We start from the raw sequence: 22274 nt of genomic DNA on the forward strand, positions 1-22274 counted from the left end.
AATCGCAGCACTTATTTCTCATATAAAAATAAAAAGGATTAAAATAATGTCAAAGATTATATATACAAAAACAGACGAAGCCCCTGCCCTAGCCACTCAGTCATTTTTACCTATTGTCGAAGCTTTTACCCGAACGGCTGATATTGACGTTGAAGTCAGTGATATCTCGCTAGCCGCACGAATTTTAGCGGTTTTTCCCGATTATTTGAAAGAAGAGCAGCGCGTGCCTAATGCTTTAAAAGAGCTTAGTGAACTGGTATTAAAACCTGAAGCAAACATTATTAAGTTGCCAAATATCAGTGCTTCTATTCATCAGTTGAAAGCAGCCATTAAAGAGCTGCAAGACAAAGGGTATGCCGTACCTGATTTTCCAGACAGCCCACAAACTGATGAAGAAAAAGAAGTTCGTTCCCGTTACGACAAAATCAAAGGCAGCGCGGTAAACCCAGTCCTGCGTGAAGGTAACTCTGATCGCCGTGCGCCAAAAGCGGTGAAAGCTTATGCCCGCGCTCATCCACATGCAATGAAGCCTTGGAATCCTGATTCGAAGACACATGTATCGACGATGGCAAATTGCGACTTTGTGGATGATGAGAAATCAGTCACGGTCGAAAAAGAAACCAAATATCGTGTGGTCTATACCGATGAGTCTGGTAAAGAGACTGAGCTTAAATCTCCTGCTCCGCTCTTAAAAGATGAGCTGATGGATACCTCTATTCTGTGCTTTGATGTGCTAAGCAACTTCTTAGAAGAGCAAGTTCAAGATGCTAAGAAAAATGGCCTTTTATTCTCTATTCATTTAAAAGCGACCATGATGAAGGTATCGGACCCTATTATCTTTGGTGAAGCGGTTCGCGTTTATTTCAAAGACTTGTTCGCTAAATACGGCGATACCTTCGATGAAATCGGTGTTGATGTGAATAATGGCTTTGCACAACTGTTATCTAAAATACAAGAGCTTCCAGAAGACAAACGTGCTGAGATTGAAGCGGACATTCAAAAAATCTACGACAAAAACCCGCCACTGGCAATGGTTAATTCCGACAAAGGCATCACCAACCTACATGTGCCAAGTGACGTGATTGTTGATGCGTCTATGCCAGCCATGATCCGTAATGGCGGTCAAATGTGGGGACCTGATGGTGAATTGCATGATGTGAATGCCGTTATCCCTGACAGTAGTTATGCTGCTCTTTATGATGAAACCATACGCTTCTGTAAAGAGCATGGTGCTTTTGATCCAACAACGATGGGTACAGTACCCAACGTTGGGCTCATGGCACAAAAAGCTGAAGAATACGGCTCTCACAACACGACTTTTCAAGCCAAAGGCGCAGGCAAGGTTCAGGTTATTGATGCTAACGGCAATGTACTGACTGAACATGCTGTTAAGAAAAATGATATCTGGCGTATGAACCGTGTGAAAGATGCGCCAGTTAAGGACTGGGTAAAACTGGCGGTAACACGTGCCCGCGCTACTGGTATGCCTGCGGTATTTTGGTTAGATAAAAACCGTGCTCACCACGCGGCTCTTATCAAGAAAGTCGAGCATTACTTAAAAGACCATGATACAGATGGTCTAGATATCCGTATCATGTCTATTCGCGAGGCGACGCGCTTTACCCTAGAGCGTCTGATTCAAGGTAAAGACACTCTTTCTGTAACGGGTAACGTATTGCGTGATTACCTAACTGACTTGTTCCCAATTCTTGAGCTCGGTACCAGTGCTAAGATGCTCTCAATTGTACCGCTGATGAATGGCGGTGGTCTGTTTGAAACCGGTGCTGGTGGCTCTGCACCGAAGCATGTTCAGCAAGTATTGGAAGAAAACCATCTACGTTGGGATTCGCTTGGCGAGTTCTTAGCATTGTCTATGTCGCTTGAGCATGAAGCAGAGCACGGCACAGCGCAGAATCCGAAAGCACAAATCCTAGCCGATACGCTAAGCGATGCTACCGAGAAGCTACTATTAAACAATAAGTCACCATCACGCAAAGTCGGTGAGCTCGATAACCGTGGTAGTCACTTCTACTTAGCCATGTACTGGGCTGAAGAACTTGCTAAGCAAGACAAAGACAAAGCACTACAAGAGCGATTTGCTGCCTTTGCCAAAACGCTTGAAGAGAACGAAGAGAAAATCGTGAACGAGCTCAATGAGGTGCAAGGAAAACCTGTTGATTTAAAAGGTTACTACCTAGCTGATGATGACGTGGTGAAACAGGTTATGCGTCCAAGCAAGACCTTTAACGAGGCGTTAGACTCACTATAAGCTAATTTGGTTTAGGCAAAGAAGTGTAATGCTTTGATGCTCCAACATCTTCGTAATTTAGCTATTTAATTTTATCTTAGAACCTGTATTCATAAGCTACAGTTAGGGTATTTTTAGAATAAAATGAGACAATACGAGGCAAAATTGGGTTGAATAGTCATTCTATTCGAGCCGAATTTTAACAAAGTAGTGGCTTGTTTTAGGCAAAAAGAGCCAATTATAGCTTGTGAATACAGGTTCTTAATACCTCAGTAGTTTAGACTATTGAGGTATTTTATCTTAGGCGCTTATTATGCTAAATCTGAATACAGGTAGACGCACCCTTATTTTGTTCATTATTGTTGCTGGCCTTTGGTATATTCTGGCTCGTTTTCTACCGGATAGTCATTGGCGTGACATGCTAATTATTGGCTTTGGTTTCGTATTTTGTGGTGTGTTTTTATGGTCGCTATGTAGTACGTTAAAACGCATTTATGGCGACAGTGGTCATTTATGGAAAGAGCTTGGTCTCTCTTTATTTAACGTATTTTTATTCTTATTGACCTTATCAAGTATTTATACTCAAATCGGTATTATTGATACCACACGTGATGGCAGTCCTATTACTTATGACTTTTGGCTGTGCTGCTATTATTCGATTATTACCTTTACGTCAACCGGTTATGGGGATTTTCAGCCCCAAGATATAGGGCGTGTGCTAGCAAGCTTACATGCCCTAGTGGGTTATATAGTACTCGGTCTTATGGCGTCAACCAGTCTGTCGGTTATTCAATGGCGAGCTGAGGGTAGCGGTGTTAACCGAGGCATTGAAGAGGCATAAGTTAAACTATTTTCTCTACTTAAGACTTACTATTTATTGATGTATTTGGAACCTCTCGTTTATGGCAACCTCAAGCGTTATCTTATTTAACAAACCCTACGGCGTACAAAGTCAGTTTAGTGACGATGCTAATAATAAATTCGCACCCCTGTCGCAATTTTTTACGGATAAATCGCTGCGTGTTGCCGGACGATTGGACGCCACCAGTGAAGGCTTATTGCTCCTGACATCAGACGGTCAAGTCAATAAAGCCATTACCCATCCGCCCAAAGCGAATCACGGCCGTAAACAAGGTAAGACGTATCTGGTTCAAGTCGAGGGCATACCAACTGAGGAGCAACTCAAGCAGTTACGAGATGGTGTGATTTTAAAAGATGGCAAGACGCTACCTGCTGAAATCAAACACCTAAGCGAAGACGAGTTACCGATGCCATTATGGCAACGTGATCCACCCATACGTGAACGCAAAAGCGTACCCGACTCATGGCTGATGATGACCATTTATGAGGGCAAAAACCGTCAAGTACGCCGCATGACCGCGCATGTCGGTCTACCCTGCTTACGACTTATCCGTTGGTCGGTGGCTGGATTTGAGCTTGGTAATCTAGGCGTTGGCGAGTTTGTGCGGGTGCATTTAAATGACAAACGCTTGAAAGAGTTGGGATTGAGATAACGTTTATTTAGGCGTTTATTTAGGCGTATGTGAATTTTAATTAAAAGCGTTATCAGTCAGACGTTCTTACCGGTTTATTTATACCAAGACACTTATTTTAACAGTCAGTTCATAACTAAGAGGCTTTTTATAGTTGCGTCAAGAGAAATCAGTATATAAAATGTTATGTTATAACATTTTATATACTGGAAAATATTTATGGAAGTACTTGCTGTTAATAGCTCCATAAGTCTATATCACTTATTAATTGACGATATAAAAACGCTAAAACCTATTGCCAAACAAAGCTTAAAACGTTTATACGAGCAGTTCTCGCAAGGGTTATCTCCGATAACACAAGACTATCAACTCTTCATGCAAGATAGCACGCACGCATCATTGTGCATTGACAGTCATGCTGGCAGGATAACGTCCTGTTTCGGATGCCAAAGTTCTCATTATATAGATAATAAAAAACATAACACCACTGAACACGTTATTAAATGGTCATCATCAAATGTTTTCGCTTGGTGTATTTGGGATGCTTTTTTTATTACCAAGCTCGTAGGAAAATCCGCCATCATTCATACCGTCGACCCCATCAACAACACTAAAATTGAGATTGAATTTGATGGCAGAGCATTTAACTGCAACGACTGTTGGTTTAGTTTTCCGCTGGGCGATACCCAAACAATTGAGTCAGTACGGGCTTGCTTTTGCTGCCGAACAAAAGCATTCACCAACCCTCAAAATGCACAAATATATGCCAGCCAATATAACTGTGAAGTCGTCGATATGACTGAAATGTTAGCTCGTACCCAAAAGATAGTGATGGCATTAGCATAGACGTAACATCCTCTCTACAGTCGCTTGAGTACCCTTTAGGCTTAGTATGTCGTCTATGTCAAAGAATAAGATTTATGGAGTTTACTCGTTAGAAGATTACATACCCATACTGGCCGTCTTTATCATGCGTTAAAAATTTTCAGGTACGACGGATAACCTCGCATGTTGGACTACCCTGCTTGCGATTAATCCGCTGGTCGGAAGCTGGGTTTAAATTAGGTAATTTAGGGGTTGGCGAGTTTGTGTGAGTGCATTTAAATGACAAACGCTTGAAAGATTTGAGGTCAAATAGCTTATTTTATTTGTGCAAACCTCATTAAGCGCTCAAGTTTTGCCTATAGTAATGGAGATATCAGCAGCTTATATATAAGTATTACTATATAATAAAATAAGAATACTTCCGAAAGCTATTCACCCTAATACTTTTCATAATAAGTCTATACCATGTCGAGCACAGAAAAACTCCCACCAGCAGCACCCACTGATTTGAAATTTTACTCCCAACGAGCCATCGCTTTGGCCACATTTATCGGTGGACCTCTTGCGGCTGGTTACCTTATCCGCGCCAATTACCTTAAGCTAAATCAGTCCAAAAAAGGACTAAAGGCATTACTCATTAGCATTGCCATCACGATTGTTTTATTCGCTGGCGTATTTATGGTTCCTGAGTCCATCATAGATAAGTTGCCAAGCATGGTTATCCCTGCTGTCTCTACTGTTATTTCCTATTATCTCGTGGACAATACTCAAGGTGATGTCTTATCTAAATACAAGGACCAGAAAGAAGCTTTTTACTCTAATTGGAAAGCGGCAGGAATTGGGCTTTTAGCCGTACTGATTTTAGCCGTTATTACCTTCGGCTCAATACTTCTCCTATCGGATGATGATAGTTTGGCACAGTATCATAGTGACGTTGCTGTATTTTCAGAAAATGAGCAGCAAACGTTAGCAATCTATGACCGCTTGGCGACAGCAGATCATGATGCCTTAGTCACAGAGTTAGATACTGAGGTAATTCCGACGTGGCAAGAGAATATTGCCCTTATACAAAATGCGAGCACTAACCCAAAGTTACCGCCCGAGCTTGTTTCTAGAAATGAGGCGCTGATAGATTATGCAGAGCTACGACTTCAGTCTTTTCGGATATTAAGACGAATGCTCGCTGAGGAAGAAGTCTCCTATTTATCAGAGTTTCAACAGGTAAACAAGCAGATTGAAGCGAAACTGGCATTGTTAAACTAGGACGCAATTTAGGTAAATGGAATTTTATAGCGGCAAAAAAAGGGAGCATCGAATGTCCCCTTTTTTATTGCTGCTTTCTAAGAATGGTGGTCTATTAAATGCTATTTACTATCAACAAAACTCGGTGACAACCATTGCTCAAATCCTGACTCACCCAAACTTAAGCTGACCTTCTCTAAGCTTGGATTAGCACTTACCCCAGACTGCGTTTGATTGCTTACAGTAAAGGTTAACAACTCATCACGGCGGAACGCATGACAAGTAACTGCCTCAAGATTTGACTCTGCTATACTTTGCAGTTGTTTTTTACTGGCCTTAATGCCATCAATGGCGACAATCACGTCTTTGGCAGAGATACCAGCTTCTGCGGCCACGCTATCACGCAGCACTTTATTAACCTTGAGTCCTTCTGGCGTCTCAGCGGCAGCAATACCCCATGCTAAGCTATTGTCTTTATCATCAACATCAATATTAATCCCTTGCGCTTTTAGCATCTCATGAATCGGTAGCTCTTCTACGCCATCGACATAGCGTGCTTTGAAGTCCTTCCATACCGCTTTGTCCATAAACTGGCTGATAATGGTCTCTAGATTATCGTTATTCATGCCAATACGGATGCGATTACCGGTATTGCCCTGCTCTTTTGCCAATTGATAGAAGGCTTTGACCACATCAAATAACCGATATTTGCCACCGCTTTGCTGCATTAAAGTTAAATCAAGACAGAACGCCACCAATGCCCCTTTGTTGTAGTAACTGATACCAGCGTTACCGGTGTTTTCATCGGCGCGGTACAGCTTAATCCACGCATCAAAGCTCGACTCCGCCACGCTTTGTAAGGCACGTCCGTGGGTTTGGGTGTAGCGGTTAATCTGGCTTTGTAATAGTTTTAGATAGCTGTCTTTACTGACCACGCCAGAGGCTTGTAGCATAAAGTCGTCGATATAAGAGGTGAAGCCCTCAAATACCCAAAGCAGCGGTGTGTAAGCCTCTTGACGTAAATCAACGTTCATCATCACGTCAGGACGTACGGTTTTAACCCACCAAGAGTGGAAGTACTCATGGCTACACAGTCCTAAGAAGCGCTGATAGCTGTCACTGGGCTCATCCGCCTCTTTATCCGTTGGTAAATCACTACGCGGCGTCACCAAGCTGGTCGAATTAATATGCTCAAGCCCGCCATAATCATTGCCACTAGCATAAGTCATAAAGGTATAGCCATGATAATTATCACTGCCGAATGGCGCATCACCCAGCCAATTGACATAGGCCTGACAGATTTGCTGCACGTCTTGTTGTAGGCGTCCTAAATTAGCCGTGTGTCTACCTGAGAGATAAAAGCGATGGGCGATTGTATTGTGCTGATTGTCATGAACAATAAAATCAAACTCGTCTTGCGGGGCAATCTCAAACGGATAATCAATCAGTTCATGATAGTTGTCAGCTTCCAGATGATAATGATGTGTGCTGTCCGTATGTAAATAAGTATGCGCTAAGCCGCAAGCAATTTTCACAGAAGCTGCCTCTGATGTTTGTGCCTCATAAAAGGCAGCAGGCACACTTAAGGTGACTGCAACTGGCGCTTCCTCTAAGCCCTCAACAGCAAGTGCTAATGAGGTGAAGTTACCGTATAAACGGTTCTGATCGACATAGGCGGTGCGCACCGATAAGTCGTAGCAATAGACCTCATATTCCACTTGGACTTTATCGCCTGCACTCACCTTGGTAAGCTGCCATTCGCTTTTAGTCATCTTTTGCGCACGCATTACCTCTTCGCTCACTGACTTATCGTTATTGCTTAATACTTGATAATGCACCGCAGTAATATTACGTGCAAATTCACGCATCAGATAACTGCCTGGTATCCAAGAGGGCAACCATAACGTTGGCGCATCTTGTACTGCCTTAAAGCTTAGTGTGACATTGACCAAGTGCTGTTTAAATGGTTGAAAATCGAGTCGGTAATCGACTTCATGTGCTAAGTTTGCCGAAGTATTAGACTGCGTGGCTTGCTGTATTGTCATTTTTCATTCATCCGTCATTATTAACTGTTATTATTGGCAGTCAGATATCGTTAAATCAGTTGCTTAACGTCTATCCGCTGCTATTTATAAATTTTCGAAATAGGTAGCGGTATTAATCGTTATGGTGTCTTAGGTTAGCAAACTAAAGGGTGTGATGCTACTGTACAAAGTTTAAGCAAATAAAGCGGCTTTTCTACATAATTTTGAAGATAACTGGTCTGTTACTGCTTTTATCGTCCGAAATATCAAAAAATATCAAAAAAACTTAGCAATTAACGCATTAATTTGAGAATATGACTTGAAACCTTTGCGACTCATCACAATCTATTAGATAAGGCAATGTGCAGAGGTATGGCGCAATAACTTAATGTGCTTAAAAAAACAGCCCTGTCTAATTGTGTTACGTATTTATTTATTGAACCCTTATATATTTTAGGAATTTTTATGACAACGATTACAAAAGATACTGCTGTACGTTTTAACTATGTATTAAAAGACGAAAACGGCACAGTGATTGACCAATCACAAGGCGAGCCTCTCGCTTACCTACATGGTCATAACAACATTATTCCAGGTCTTGAAAAAGAGCTTGAAGGCAAATCTGCTGGCGATTCGTTAACTGCGGTTATCGAACCTGCTGACGCTTATGGCGAATACCAAGAGCAAGCGGTACAACAAGTGCCCCGCTCTAACTTCCAAGGCGTTGAAGACATTCAGCCAGGTATGCAGTTCCAGTCTGAAGCTGAAGGCCAGGTCATGCTAGTCACTGTAACTGATGTTAATGATGACACCGTAACTGTTGATGCAAACCATCCTCTAGCTGGCAAAAAATTAAGCTTTGACGTAGAAATCGTTGAAGTACGCGCAGCGACTGAAGACGAACTAAATCACGGCCATGTACACGGTGCTGGCGGCATTCAGCACTAAGATTTAAATACGTTTAGAAGGCTGGTTTAGCGGCTAAACGTAAAAGAGCCATTCATATTATGAATGGCTCTTTTTTTATGCTAAAAATAAAGACTAAGCAGTACAAAGATCAGAATATATAAAGATTAAGACTTGTTCTCTAATTTAGCATTACTACGATAAATGCGTCGTTTGGGGAAGAAAACATTAAAGGTCGAGCCTTTGCCTTCGGTTGATTCGATGGTCAGCTTCGCCTCATGCTGATACAGTACATGCTTGACGATGGCCAGCCCTAGGCCGGTTCCCCCAGTCGCACGAGAGCGCCCACTGTCGACACGGTAGAAGCGTTCGGTTAACCGATCGATGTGCTCCTCAGCTATACCAATACCATTGTCATATACTGAGAATAAACAGCCGCCTTTTACATCTTGCCATGAAATACTAACCTCACCACCTTTAGGTGTGTATTTAATAGCATTGGTAACCAGATTTAATAAGGCACTGTTTAGATATATCTCAGAGCCATAGACATCTCGCTGCGAATCAATATGCAAATCAATAACATGACCATACTCTTTGTTATATGCCTGAGCATCATCAAAAATACTGGTCAATAATCTTGGCATATCAATACGTTCTTCTTTAATACGCTCTTCATTCTCAAGACGAGACAGCAGAAGCAGATCATTAATAATATGATTCATCCGTCCTGTTTGCTGCATCATTAAATTAAAACCACGGCGCCATTTAGGGTCTAAATCGGGCTGATCTGAGAAGGTCTCGATATAACCCATGAGTACTGTCAGAGGTGTGCGCAGCTCATGCGACACATTACCCACGAAGTCTTTGCGCATCTGTTCAAGATGCTGTAGACGGGTGACATCATAAATAATCAGCAGCTTTTCAGTACCAAAGTGAGTTACCTCACATTGCAAAAACCGCTCATAATTACGCCATGAGCGTAGACGCACTCCCTCATTAGGCGAGCTTGCAGTCACGTAATATTCTTGGAATTGCGGCACATCGATTAAATCTAAAATACTACGACCCTGATCTTCTGAGCGCAAATCTAATAAGGTCTCTGCTGCTTGGTTCCACCACTCAAGACCATCATTTTCATCCAGTAAAATAACCGCATCTTGTAGCGCCAATAATGAGCTGCGTATCTTCTTAATCAGCCCCATCATTTTCTGATGCGTCATTTGCTCTTGCTTTTTACTCTCATATAGCTGATTGGCCATAAAGGTCAAGCTACCTGAGAAATCAGGGGGCGGCAAGGTTAACGAGCGACTCATCCAATTGTAAAACTGCTGTACCGCATACAGTCGCCAAACGTAATACAGCACTAGTCCGACAACGATACCCCACGGCAGCGAGCCCATATAAACGCCTAATGCTGCGCCGCCAACCACTAAAGTAATAAGCCATTTAAAATCTGACCAAAATAAAGTTGTGCCGTGTTTGACACTGTCTTCACGTCTTTTTTGGTTGGCCGCTCTATTTTCTTTTGGCATTAAACTGGGCGCGTTCGTAGCGCCCTCCTCAGATGACTGATCTTCTATTACAGGTGGCTCAGCCAGATTAATACTGCTGTCATTTTCTATATCATTAATCTGCTTTTTGGGGTCTTTCGACGGTGTCATGACACTCTCAAATGTATATTTTCTAATAAGACACTACTTTAATACGGTCATGATAGGTTATCAACAATTTGGGTAATAAATGATTAGCCATGTATTTGCGTCGAGAAGCGATAGCCGGTGCCGCGTACAGTTTGGATAAAACCTGCATAATTATACGGCTCTAACACTTTACGCAGCCGGCGGATATGCACGTCAATGGTACGGTCTTCCACATACACATTACCGCCCCACACTTGGTCCAATAACTGTGTGCGAGTATAAGCACGTTCTGGGTGACTCATAAAAAAAGCCAACAAACGGTATTCTGTCGGACCAATCTCCACAGGTATACCGTCGGCTGAAAGACGTTGGCTCACTGGATCAAGACTTAGGCCCTCAGCTTCAATCGGCTTCTCTCCTGACAGAGCGCTACTACGGCGTAAAACTGCTTTAATACGCGAGACCAATTCACGGGTTGAAAACGGCTTAGTGATATAGTCATCTGCACCCGCATCAAGGCCTTGCACCTTATTGTCTTCTTCACCTCTGGCAGTGAGCATAATGATAGGAATTTCAGACAACAACTCATCTTTTTTTAGACGGCGGCATAAGTCGATACCAGACTGATTACCCGGTAACATCCAATCTAACAAAATCATAGCCGGTCTGTGGTCAACCACATGATTGTGCGCCTCGTTGACATCTTCGGCTTGCAAGCATTCATAACCAGCCATCTCAAGCGTAGTCACGATCATCTCGCGTATGGCAGGCTCATCTTCTACAACTAATATGGTTTCCGTATTCATCTGATTACTGTCCTATAATTTCACGTACTGCTTTTCAGCACTAATATATGCGTCATTACCTATAAATATGACCGTTATATTACAACGTACAATTATGACAGCTAGATGACAAATAGTGAATATTATAGTCTAAAGCGTAACCAGTCCCTATTAACAAGCAAGGGCTTGTACTTGTTAGCAGTCTCATAGCTTCATTTCATCTAAGCTACTTAGCCTATTTTGATAATCTAATTAATTTCTAAAATAAAGTTTAAAGGCCCATCATTATCGGCTTTGACCAGCATATTGGCACCGAACTCCCCTGAGGCCACGTTATCGTATTGCGCCTTTGCATAGTCGATCAATTGCTCAAACAGCTCATTTGCTTGAGCCGGTGGCATCGCACCGCCAAAGTCTGGACGACGACCTTTGTCCGTTTTTGCCATTAGTGTAAATTGGGATACCAACAGTAAGCCGCCTTGTACTTGCTGAATATTCTTATCAAGCTTGCCTGCCTCATTATCAAAGATACGGTACGTGAGAATCTTATCTATCATCTTTTGCGCACTTTGCAAATTATCCTCATGCCCAATACCAATATAAGCCAAAATACCGTGCTCAATCTCGCCGACTATTTGGCTGTCTACTGTCACGCTGGCTTGTGTTACTCGTTGAATCAAAGCTTTCATATTTATTTATTCCTAAACCGGCGGTCATTTTTCTAAACTTATGTTCTATCTAAACGTGCTTATTGGCCATTATGATAAACTAGCCTTATCACTAATTTCTTATAACAACTATATCTTACATTTAACGTTTAGCTTACTTTTAAAATTAGGTTCGTATTTCGTTAAAGACTACTTTATTATTTAAATCAGTCAATAAAACACACTACTTTCCTCATCATTATCGGTATTTATTATGAAAAACATGATTAAAGATTCCATAAAAAAGCAAACTCAAAAAGTATTAACCCGTGACGGACTGTTTACCACGTTACAACATATCGTACCCCAGCAAAAATTAAGCGAAACAGCAGGTAAATTGGCGGCCAGTAAAAACCCTGTAGTTAAACGAGCCTTTGTGCATGGTTTCGCCAAAGCTTACGGCATTACACTAGATGAATACGCTCGCAAAAACTTAAGTGATTTTAGCAGCTTTAATGACTTTTTTACCCGAGAGCTTGATGACAATGCGCGTCCGATTGATGATAGCGCACACGGCATCGTCTCGCCAGCCGACGGTATGATTTCGCAAATTGGTGCTATTGAGCACGGTCAATTACTGCAAGCCAAAGGACGTGATTATTCGGTCAGTCACCTACTTGCTGATACTGAAAATAAAGAAAGCAGCTATTACAATGAGGGCAGCTTTGCTACCGTCTATCTGGCACCAAGCAACTATCATAGAGTACACATGCCCTTTAATGGTACGCTGATTGAAACCCGCTATGTACCAGGTACTTTGTTCTCAGTGAATAATGTTACCGCGGCCAATGTACCTGATTTATTTGCGCGTAATGAGCGTTTGGTGTGTGTTTTTGATACCGAATACGGCAAAGCCTGTGTGGTACTGGTCGGTGCGATGATTGTTGCCGGTATCGAAACCGTCGCCACTGGCAAAATTGAGCGCAGCGATAGCATTCAGACCCAAACCCATAATATCAGCTTGAAAAAAGGTGATGAGTTAGGACGCTTCTATCTGGGCTCTACCGCCATTGTGGTCCTACCAAAATCTGCTAGTGTTGAGTGGTCACAAGACATGCAGCATGGTTCTGTGGTCAAAATGGGCGAGCTTTTAGGTGTATCAAACCCTTAATAGGATACCCTTCATCCAAAATCCACACTTTCTACGCCAGCCTTACATATCAGAGCGGTATCCTGTTTTATATTCTATAAGACAGGATATCTGATGATGTCGCAAAAAAAGACCAGCTTACTAAAAACCGTATTTTTAATCGTATTCGCGCTTGCTGTGATTGTCATCATAGCTGATCCTCATAATGACTCTGATGAGATGCAAGAGTATTACGACCAACTCTCTCGCCAAAGTAGCTCACACGACACCTACTTCCCGCCCTCTGCATTGACTCTAGAGCAAGCAAATATAGATAGAGTCTTTGTCGATAAGTCATCACAAAAACTATATCTGTTGCAAGATAATAAAGCGGTCAAAAGCTATCACATTGCGCTCGGTGATGCACCAAAAGGTCATAAGCAGCAAGAAGGCGATGAGCGTACACCAGAGGGTGAGTATATTTTAGATTATAAAAATGAGAACTCGATTGCCTATCGCTCTATCCATGTCAGCTATCCCAATGAAGCAGACATTGCCAGTGCAGAGGCACGTGGCGTCTCCCCTGGCGGTGCAATCATGATTCATGGTCAAATGAATGGTTACGGGCACTTAGCTGATGTGGTGCAAAAGCGCAATTGGACAGACGGCTGTATGGCGGTGACCAATGAAGAAATGGACGAAATCATGAGTGCGGTTAAAGTAGGCACACCCATTGAAATTGTTTGGTAAGCTCTCGTTTTGAATAAAAATATGACCGTATTCAATATGACTGTTAATAACGATAGTGGCCTTTGATTGGCATCTCAAACAAGACATTTTGCTCTTGTGTGCCACGCCCAATATTATGAATAATCAAAGGCGTACCGTCCCATGCCTTTTTATCAGATACGATACCGATATGTGGTAAATTATTGCCTTTCAGTCGCCAACTCACAATATCACCGGTTTTAAAACTGGCTTTATCAGTGGTCGAAAGACTCTGACCATGACGCTCAAAAAACACTTCCAAATTAGGCACTCGCCTATGGTCAATATTCTTATCGGTCGACTTTAACCCCCAGATTTTTGGGTAAGCTGACCAATTCTGTTTCATATCATGATTAACCAGCTGCTGTAAGTCTATATTCTGCAGGCGATAGGCGCGTATAACCACATCCGTGCAGACACCCGTTGATTGTGAGATATCACCCCTCGGGAAATCAAGACTGCGATAGGTAGGATCGTAGCCGACGGTAACCCCTATTTGCTTTTTGGCATCTAGCGCCAGTTTTTGACCGTTGCTAACGGGTGCTGCATATACAGACTGGGCAGCTATCAATAACACAGCTACTCCTAAACCCTTTAAACTGAAACTCTTAGCAGAAATATGCGTCACAATGTTGCCCTTATTTAAGTGTTATTGCTGTTGGATGATTAGGGCGTGTGGAACATTCGCAAATTAGCACTGCTGATAGCTAAAATTGTTTCAGACTAGGCGTAAACCGTCGTTAATGTCTAGACCTTGACTAGTTTTGCAACAACGTCTGGGGCGATTTTAGCATCAGCCTCACTCGAGCACAGCTCTCGCCTTGCGAACGGGCAAAGCAGTGCTTTGCTTAATCCGTTCTCAGGAGCGGGACTCTTTTTTGCCAATAGTTTGCGAAATTGTCTAACTTAGAATGACTAAGCGTCAAAAATTTCACTGCATATTGACTAAAAAATAGTCGCCGCCAGTGCCATGGTCGAATGTTCCACACGCCCTATGCATCAATTAACCAACCTTGCTTGGTTGCATACTCAATTTGTTTACTGAGCCAATCATGAATAGCAGGGAAGCTATCTTCAATAAAGGCATGCGCGCCAGCCACTTGCGAGCGTTTGACCTTCATATCTCGCCACGTTTTACCCTCAGTATTGAGATTTAACAAAAACGGTAATAGCCTATCGACCACTTTAAGTAGCTGCGTCTCACGACTGCTTCCTGTCTCCTGCTCCTCCCAAATCTCACTTAGATTATAAATACCATTGCCTCGCTCAGCTTGCAATCGTGCAATACCTTCACGCTCCTCAAGATGTGCGTCACTGCGACTATTTGCATACAAAAAGGTGTCACCAGCATCAATCTCACCCAAATCATGGATTAAGGCTAATTTCAAAAGCATCTCATGATTCACGTTAATCTCAAACAGCTCTGCAATAGACCAACACGCCATTGCTAAATGCCAAGAATGCTCAGCAGAGTTTTCAAGACGTGTGGCTTGGGTCACATAACTGCGTCTGTTAACGCGCTTTAGAGCATCAAGCTCTAATAAAAAATGAGTCACATCCTCAATACTGATATTTTCATTGTTGGTTAATGGCATAAGGCGTTGTTCCTTTTGACTTAATATAATACTAGATTGTTCTAATTATCCTAGCTTATTTTTAACAGTTGTTTTAGTGTTTATTGACAGTCATAATAAGGATATGGATATCTATCAGACAAGGAGTCGTCGATGCCACAGAATCACCATGCCGCCCAGAATGTGGGGGAACTCTCTCAAGATGCCCCCCTCTCTCAACTAGAGCCGCTCTTGCTAACTCGTAAACCCCACCATAATCGGTGGGTAATCATCGCTGCATTTGCCTTATTGTTAGGCATCAATCAGTTTTTGTGGCTTAGCTTTGCCACCATCATTATCAGCACTCAGACCCATTTCGGTGTTAATGAGTTTTTTGCCAATCTATTAACCTTAATGTTCCCTATTGTCTTTGTCCTTCTCGCCATTCATTCTGGTAAGAGGCTGGATAATATGGGATACAAAAAGGTGGTCAGTTACGCTGCCATATTAATGCTGATAGGCTCATTTATACGCTGGCTTGGGGTTGATAACTATTGGGCTGTGTTTGGTGGGCAGATGCTTATCGCCATCGCCCAACCTTATATTACCAATGCTATTAATCAGGTAACCACAGACTGGTTTGATAAATCACAAATTGCTACCGTGACCGGTGTGATTATGGGGGTGATGTTTTTGGCAACTGCCTTAGGTGCCTTTGCTTCAGCACCGCTAATAGACACTTTTGGTTTTTCTGGTATGTTATTAATCAATATGGCACTGACAGCCATTGTGGTGACTATTTTCTTATTCGTAGTCGCTGAAAAGCCGCAAAAGCACTATGACGCTATCACACTGCGTGAGATGGAGTCTTTATTAAAGAACAAACGTTTATGGCTCATCTCACTGACTATATTTATCGCCATGGGTTATTTTAATGGGCTAAGCAATTGGATTGCGCCTATTCTTGAGCCGCGTGGCATTGATGAGGCAACTGCAGGTGTTATTACAGCTATGCTTATTATCGGTGGTATTTTGGGTGCGCTCATTATTCCGATATTGTCAGATTATCTGCATAAAAGGCGTATTTTTCTAATCATAGCAACGCTCGTTGGCGCATTTGCAACCTACCCGCTGCTTTATACCAGTTCAGGAAGCATGGCTCTGGTTATCAGCTTTATCCTTGGCTTTTTCTTATTAGCCGGTTATCCACTGCTTATTGCCGCCGCAGAGGACACAGTACATCCCTCACAAGCAGCCAAAGCCGTCGCCATGTTAATGCTAATGGGGAATTTAGGCGGCGTCGTTATGGTGCTATCAATGCAAGGCGTCAAAGTAATGACTAGTAGCTGGTTATTATCAGGCTGGGTTTTGATTATCGCAGTCGCATTCGCCAGTGTTCTGGTTTTAAAAATACGAGATAAACCCACTGCTAACCCTGTTTTATTGGTTGAATAACACTAACTCTATAGACATAAAAAATCCGTGATAGATAACAACGTTTATTCATCATGGATTTTTAATTGAGCTCTATCAAATTAGCTTGGCTTTTGAGGTAATTATTACCCTTACTTCACTAGAGCACTAATCGCCTTAAAGGCCTCATCTTTACTCGAGCGACACAACTCAAATAGGATTGCTTCAGTCGTTGTCACCACCGCTCCAGCACGTCGCATACGGCGAATCGCTTGACGACGATCATAACTGTTACGTGAACCCGTCGCATCTGCAATAACCACAGGTTGCATGCCATTATCGAGCAGATCTAATACCGTTTGCATGACACAAACATGAGCCTCAACACCGCAAACAATAACCGAGGTTCGGTTCTGTTGAGCGATATGGTTCCAAGCCTCATCATTGTCGCAGGCACTAAAGGTAACCTTTTCAACTGCTTTTGACCTCGCAGTATCCAACACCTGCAGAATCTCTGGTAACGTCTCGCCCAGTCCTTTTTTATACTGCTCATTGAGCATGATGGGCACATCTAATATCTGTAAGCCTTCAATCAAAGTCGTTATTTTTTGCACAATCTCTTCATGACGGTAGATATGCGGGGTTAGCTTTTCTTGCACATCAATAACAATCGCTTGTGCATTGCCGCGCATGATGCGATAGGTTTTATCAGTGGTAATGGTCTTAGACATAACACACTCCTTGTGCTGTTAGATAAAAAATACCTGTCCTTATTAAGTCACATTAAGGGGGTGTGGTCAAATAGTCTTATCACCTCTTACACTTAGCTATCTAGAACACCGGTTACGGTTAGCTGATGCTGATAGTAACCCATATGTCCATAGTTACCAGCTGGACTTACTCGTCCTTTAATACGCACATCCTTTAACTCATAGAGCGAGTGAGTTCTGCCACTATCTTTGGCCAACTTATCTAACAGGTGATTTGGGTCGGCGACATGATAGACCTCACCATTGTCTGCCGTGAAGCTAAACGCCTCTAACGTCTTATTTACGTTACCGGTTAATACCTGTGGCGGCATAAGCGACGACTTTTCAACGACCTCACTGTTATTATCTTTTGTCTGTGTCGTCGACGTTTTGCTATGTGCAAATAGTGCCACGCTCAGGCTAATAGCAGATATTAGCGCAACTTTTAGGGTTGTTTTATGTTTAGGAATCATAGATATACCTCGGTATTTTTTCTAGCACAATATAATGATTAATAATCTAAAGGATTAAAGCTCTGCGCTGTTATGACAACTATACACCTACTTCATTCTAATGAGAAATATCATAATTAATATCAATTTTTGCTGCAAAAATAATTAAAGCAGTCACAGCTAAACCAATAAAATAGAGGTAGAAAAAACTGCGCAGCGTCTTAGCCATTAGATCCTGTTGTGAAATATAATATGGCTTCAAGATTATAGGTTTGGTCGTTATTGGCACTGAGCTACTTTTGATTGCTTTTATATAGACAGATTCAGAACTGGTACTGTGGTTCTTCTGCTTAAAAGGTATTGCCAATGTATAATGACAAAAAAGCACCTCTAACATGATGTTAGAAGTGCTTTTGGTGCAATAGGCTAGATTTATCCTATTGGTATTTTATTGATCTAATCAGTGATTAAACACGCTCAATCACAGTTGATATACCTTGACCCAGACCGATACACATAGTCGCTAGACCAATTTCAGTATCCATTTGCTCCATCGCGTTCAATAGCGTCACAGTGATACGTGCACCAGAACAACCTAGTGGGTGACCTAAAGCAATGGCACCACCATTAACGTTAATGATGTCACGCTTATCAAGTAGGTTAAGTGCTTTAAGTACAGACAGACCTTGAGCCGCAAACGCTTCGTTTAATTCGATGGTTTGCATGTCATCGATGCTCATGCCAGCGCGTTTTAGTGCTTTTTGAGTCGCTGGTACTGGGCCATAACCCATGATAGCAGCGTCACAACCGGCTACTGCCATGCTGCGAATACGAGCACGTGGCGTCAAACCTAAATCTTTCGCTTTTTGTGCGCTCATCACAAGCATTGCAGACGCACCGTCAGATAATGCAGAGGACGTTGCTGCAGTTACCGTACCATTTGCTGGGTCGAATACTGGACGTAACTTAGCTAATGACTCCATTGAAGTATCTGGACGAATCACTTCGTCTACCGTACAAAGCTGTAAGCGACCTTCAGCATCGTGACCTTCGATACCGATGATTTCATTGTCAAAACGACCCTCAGTAGTTGCTTCCCAAGCACGGCGATGTGATTCATAACCGAACTCATCTTGCTGCTCACGAGTGATGCCATTCATACGACCTAGCATTTCAGCCGTTAAGCCCATCATGTTAGACGCTTTCGCATAATGCTTAGACGCTTCTGGGTTGATGTCGATACCATGCATCATGCCCACGTGACCCATGTGCTCAACACCACCGATGATGAATACATCACCTTGATTAGTCATGATTTGAGCAGCGGCAGTGTGTAGCGCTTGCATTGATGAACCACATAGACGGTTAACCGTTTGGCCGCCAGCTGTTTTTGGGATATCAGCCAATAGACCAATGTTACGGCCGATGTTCATACCTTGTTCTAGAGTCTGGTTTACACAGCCCCAGATCACATCTTCAACTTCATTGGTGTCGAAGTCGTTACGCTTAACTAAAGCACGGACTAGCTCAGCTGACATGCTATCAGCACGAACGTTACGGAACATACCGTTTTTAGATTTACCCATTGCGGTACGCACGCCATCTACGATGACCACGTCTTTTGGACTTAATGTTGTCATGTAATACTCCTTGAATCTTTATTATTGTTAGGACTTACGCAAATAAATTTATTTTTTAACCTTCTGGCTTTATCTTTCAGATAGTGTAAATAAATGACACTCTGTTGCTAAAGCTATTATTGCGTAAGCCCTAATTAAATTGTTTTAAACGTTTATCGTATTAGGCTTTTGGGTAAAACGTTTCGCCAGCCGCTGCCATATCACGGATTTTTTGTGGCGCTTCATACGCTTTGCCTAGGTGAGCATATTTCTCACATAGCGCTAAGTAGTTATCAAGGCCAACTTGGTCGATATAACGGCATGGACCACCACGGAATGGAGGGAAGCCAACACCCATAATCATCGCCATATCTGCTTCTGCTGGAGTCGCTACGATGTTGTCTTCTAAGCAGCGAACGGTTTCGTTACAGAACGCAAGCATCATACGATCGATAATGGTTTGATCTTCAAACTGTTGAGTATCCGCATCAGTCGTGTCTTTTAGTAGCGCATAAGTTGCGTCGTCTGCTGTTTTCTTAGGCTTGCCGCGCTTGTCTTTTTCGTACTTGTAGAAACCAACGCCGTTTTTCTGACCTAGACGGTTGTTTTCAAACAGATGCTTGATAGCGCCTTTATAATCTGGCTTCATGCGATCTGGGAAGCCTTCCGCCATAACTTCTGCGCCGTGTACGCCGGTGTCTAGACCAACCACGTCGATTAAGTATGCAGGACCCATAGGCCAGCCGAACTTCTCCATTACTTTGTCAACATGAACAAAGTCAGCACCTTCTTTTAATAGAAGGTCAAATGCGCCGAAGTATGGGAACAATACGCGGTTTACTAAGAAGCCTGGGCAATCGTTCACAACAACAGGCACTTTACCCATACGCTGAGCTAGCGCAACAGTAGTTGCAATCGCTTCTTCTGATGATTTCTCACCACGGATAACTTCGACTAGTGGCATGCGGTGTACTGGGTTAAAGAAGTGCATACCCACGAAGTTTTCCGGACGCTCAAGCACAGTAGCTAGATGAGTGATAGAGATAGTTGAAGTATTAGACGCTAAGATAGCGTTTTCTTTTACTAGGCCTTCGACTTCTTTTAATACAGCATGTTTTACTTTTGGATTTTCAACAACGGCTTCGATAACGATGTCAGTTTCACCAAAGTCGCCGTAGTTAAGTGTCGGACGGATACGGCTTAGCGTTTCACCCATTTGTGCTGGAGTCATTTTCTTACGCTCAACCTGCTTACCTAGAAGCTTGCTCGCCTCACCCATACCCAAGTCTAATTGCTCAGACTTGATGTCTTTCATGATAATTGGCAGGCCTTTTGAAGCTGCTTGATACGCAATACCACCACCCATGATACCAGCGCCAAGTACTGCTGCTTCAGTGATCTCATGTGCTTGCTTGCTGTGTTTTTTGGCTAATTTCTTAACCGCTTGATCATTTAAGAACAGACCAACCAAGCTTTCTGCTTGTGGTGTTTTCGCCGCTTTAGCAAAGTGTGCTGCTTCTACTTTGATCGCATCATCACGGCCTAAGTTCACATGCTTTTCAATCGCATCGATAGCAATCGCAACCGCTGGATACTGTTTAGGATTTGCTTTAGCGAAGATAGCGGCTTTAGCGCTACTAAACGCCATCGTTTGCTCAAGCTGATTTAATTTAACAGGCTGAAGCTTCTCTTCACGCTTTGCTTGCCAATCAAAGTCACCAGCAATCGCTTTTTTCACTAAATCAATAGCGGCTGCTTGTAAGTCGTCTTGTGCAACAACCGCATCAACCAAGCCTAACTTTAGCGCTTCTTGTGGCTTTTTAGGTTTACCTGTTGCGATAAGCTCTAATGCGTTGTCGATACCGATAACACGTGGCGTACGTACGCTACCGCCAAAGCCTGGGAAGATACCTAGCTGAGTTTCTGGAAGACCGATTTGCGCTTTTTCGCCCATAACACGGTATTCACATACCAATGTCATTTCACAACCGCCTCCTAACGCAGCGCCATTGACAGCAGCTACTTTAGGGAATGGCAAGTCTTCAAAACGGTTGAATACGCCATTGATTTCAACAATCCACTTTTCGATTTCAGAAGCTTCTTTATTGAAATGACCAACGAATTCAGTGATATCAGCACCAGCGATGAAAACACCTTTAGTTGAAGTAACAACCAAACCTTTGATGTTATCTGCTTGCTCAAGCGCGGTAACGGCTTCAGCGAATTGCTTATTTGTTTCAGCATCAAATTTGTTAACACTCTCGTCTTGAGCGTCAAACTGCATGTTGGCGATGCCATCATCTAACATCGATACCGTGATGCGGTTACCTTGATATATCATTTAAATCTCCTTGTTATTTTATAATTCTGAATACGGCGAACCTTATCAGAAGCTAAACCACGTTGATCATATTCTAATTGGATTTAGTAAAGCACCCACCCTCAGTCGATGCTACTAGACAGTTGCGACTCACTGTTATCAGATAAAGGGTTAAAATAGCCGTAATCAAGTATCTTGTTAACTGGGTGACTAAGCTGACTCCATCTGATATCTGCATGGACACAAAAGAAGCATGAGCATCATCGTACTATGGCTATATAGCACCTACAGTACAGGTACAGTATTAAATTTATATTATATAATTTGTATAATTTTATCTGTACTCTATGATATCTGCGTTGGCTAGTGTAGGGGATTTAACCCCTTGCTGTCACAGCGCAATGGCTGACTCATAGGTCATATATTTTCTTTATAGTGTCTGTGTGTCTACCGAATGT

General features: G+C 42.5%; 19 protein-coding genes and 1 pseudogene. 10 read left to right on the top strand and 10 right to left on the bottom strand.

Annotated elements, in window-relative coordinates; translation table 11 throughout:
• Positions 1-46: 46 nt before the first annotated feature.
• The 6 genes and pseudogenes from AC2SLM_RS07545 (at position 47) to AC2SLM_RS07570 (ending at position 5829) form a co-directional block, all read left to right on the top strand.
• Positions 47-2269, top strand: a complete 2223-nt coding sequence (locus tag AC2SLM_RS07545; RefSeq protein ID WP_486552962.1) for an NADP-dependent isocitrate dehydrogenase — start codon at positions 47-49, stop codon at positions 2267-2269.
• A 292-nt stretch (positions 2270-2561) separates the two neighbouring features.
• Positions 2562-3089: an ion channel gene (locus AC2SLM_RS07550; protein ID WP_486552964.1), complete on the top strand. Its 528-nt coding sequence runs from the start codon at positions 2562-2564 to the stop codon at positions 3087-3089.
• Between the two features lie 61 nt (positions 3090-3150).
• Complete coding sequence (locus AC2SLM_RS07555) at positions 3151-3762, top strand: pseudouridine synthase (protein WP_486552966.1); 612 nt, start codon at positions 3151-3153, stop codon at positions 3760-3762.
• Positions 3763-3960: 198 nt separating this feature from the next.
• A complete protein-coding gene (gene merB, locus AC2SLM_RS07560; RefSeq protein ID WP_486552967.1) occupies positions 3961-4587 on the top strand; it encodes an organomercurial lyase in 627 nt (208 codons plus the stop codon).
• 131 nt (positions 4588-4718) lie between these two features.
• Positions 4719-4835 (top strand): annotated as a pseudogene (locus AC2SLM_RS07565) (pseudouridine synthase); the annotation flags it as partial.
• 196 nt (positions 4836-5031) lie between these two features.
• Complete coding sequence (locus AC2SLM_RS07570) at positions 5032-5829, top strand: hypothetical protein (protein WP_486552968.1); 798 nt, start codon at positions 5032-5034, stop codon at positions 5827-5829.
• 101 nt (positions 5830-5930) lie between these two features.
• Here the strand turns inward: AC2SLM_RS07570 and AC2SLM_RS07575 are convergent, their stop codons facing one another.
• The gene (locus AC2SLM_RS07575; protein ID WP_486552970.1) at positions 5931-7853 is read right to left on the bottom strand and encodes a M61 family metallopeptidase; all 1923 of its coding nucleotides are present in this window, start codon (positions 7851-7853) and stop codon (positions 5931-5933) included.
• A 444-nt stretch (positions 7854-8297) separates the two neighbouring features.
• On the opposite strand from AC2SLM_RS07575, the gene AC2SLM_RS07580 reads away from it, so the two are divergent.
• Complete coding sequence (locus AC2SLM_RS07580; RefSeq protein WP_486543500.1) at positions 8298-8780, top strand: FKBP-type peptidyl-prolyl cis-trans isomerase; 483 nt, start codon at positions 8298-8300, stop codon at positions 8778-8780.
• A 125-nt stretch (positions 8781-8905) separates the two neighbouring features.
• Here AC2SLM_RS07580 and phoR read toward each other — a convergent pair whose 3' ends face one another.
• The 3 genes from phoR to dtd all read right to left on the bottom strand — a co-directional run bounded on the left by phoR (position 8906) and on the right by dtd (position 11855).
• Entirely contained in the window at positions 8906-10402 is a 1497-nt protein-coding gene (gene phoR / locus AC2SLM_RS07585; RefSeq protein ID WP_486552972.1) for a phosphate regulon sensor histidine kinase PhoR, read from the bottom strand.
• Between the two features lie 83 nt (positions 10403-10485).
• Entirely contained in the window at positions 10486-11187 is a 702-nt protein-coding gene (phoB, locus tag AC2SLM_RS07590) for a phosphate regulon transcriptional regulator PhoB (RefSeq protein ID WP_486543591.1), read from the bottom strand.
• Positions 11188-11414: 227 nt separating this feature from the next.
• Positions 11415-11855 (bottom strand): D-aminoacyl-tRNA deacylase, encoded by a 441-nt coding sequence (gene dtd, locus AC2SLM_RS07595; protein WP_486552974.1) that lies wholly within the window; start codon positions 11853-11855, stop codon positions 11415-11417.
• A gap of 241 nt (positions 11856-12096) precedes the next feature.
• Here dtd and asd point away from each other — a divergent pair, with 241 nt between their 5' ends.
• Positions 12097-12984: an archaetidylserine decarboxylase gene (asd, locus tag AC2SLM_RS07600; RefSeq protein WP_486553009.1), complete on the top strand. Its 888-nt coding sequence runs from the start codon at positions 12097-12099 to the stop codon at positions 12982-12984.
• Positions 12985-13077: 93 nt separating this feature from the next.
• Entirely contained in the window at positions 13078-13692 is a 615-nt protein-coding gene (locus AC2SLM_RS07605; protein WP_486552976.1) for a L,D-transpeptidase family protein, read from the top strand.
• 43 nt (positions 13693-13735) lie between these two features.
• Here AC2SLM_RS07605 and AC2SLM_RS07610 read toward each other — a convergent pair whose 3' ends face one another.
• Both AC2SLM_RS07610 and AC2SLM_RS07615 read right to left on the bottom strand, forming a co-directional pair.
• Positions 13736-14287, bottom strand: a complete 552-nt coding sequence (locus AC2SLM_RS07610; protein WP_486543588.1) for a DUF1287 domain-containing protein — start codon at positions 14285-14287, stop codon at positions 13736-13738.
• Positions 14288-14702: 415 nt separating this feature from the next.
• Positions 14703-15305 (bottom strand): HD domain-containing protein, encoded by a 603-nt coding sequence (locus AC2SLM_RS07615; protein WP_486552977.1) that lies wholly within the window; start codon positions 15303-15305, stop codon positions 14703-14705.
• Positions 15306-15437: 132 nt separating this feature from the next.
• Between AC2SLM_RS07615 and AC2SLM_RS07620 the strand changes: the two genes are divergently transcribed.
• Positions 15438-16718, top strand: a complete 1281-nt coding sequence (locus AC2SLM_RS07620) for an MFS transporter (RefSeq protein ID WP_486552978.1) — start codon at positions 15438-15440, stop codon at positions 16716-16718.
• Positions 16719-16828: 110 nt separating this feature from the next.
• Here the strand turns inward: AC2SLM_RS07620 and AC2SLM_RS07625 are convergent, their stop codons facing one another.
• The 4 genes from AC2SLM_RS07625 to fadB form a co-directional block, all read right to left on the bottom strand.
• Positions 16829-17407, bottom strand: a complete 579-nt coding sequence (locus AC2SLM_RS07625) for an isochorismatase family protein (RefSeq protein ID WP_486552980.1) — start codon at positions 17405-17407, stop codon at positions 16829-16831.
• A gap of 92 nt (positions 17408-17499) precedes the next feature.
• Positions 17500-17898: a hypothetical protein gene (locus tag AC2SLM_RS07630; protein ID WP_486552981.1), complete on the bottom strand. Its 399-nt coding sequence runs from the start codon at positions 17896-17898 to the stop codon at positions 17500-17502.
• Positions 17899-18344: 446 nt separating this feature from the next.
• The gene (gene fadA, locus AC2SLM_RS07635; protein WP_486552982.1) at positions 18345-19517 is read right to left on the bottom strand and encodes an acetyl-CoA C-acyltransferase FadA; all 1173 of its coding nucleotides are present in this window, start codon (positions 19515-19517) and stop codon (positions 18345-18347) included.
• A 160-nt stretch (positions 19518-19677) separates the two neighbouring features.
• Positions 19678-21837, bottom strand: a complete 2160-nt coding sequence (gene fadB, locus AC2SLM_RS07640) for a fatty acid oxidation complex subunit alpha FadB (RefSeq protein WP_486552984.1) — start codon at positions 21835-21837, stop codon at positions 19678-19680.
• Between the last annotated feature and the right edge of the window lie 437 nt (positions 21838-22274).

It is taken from the genome of Psychrobacter sp. CX16, from assembly GCF_057396245.1.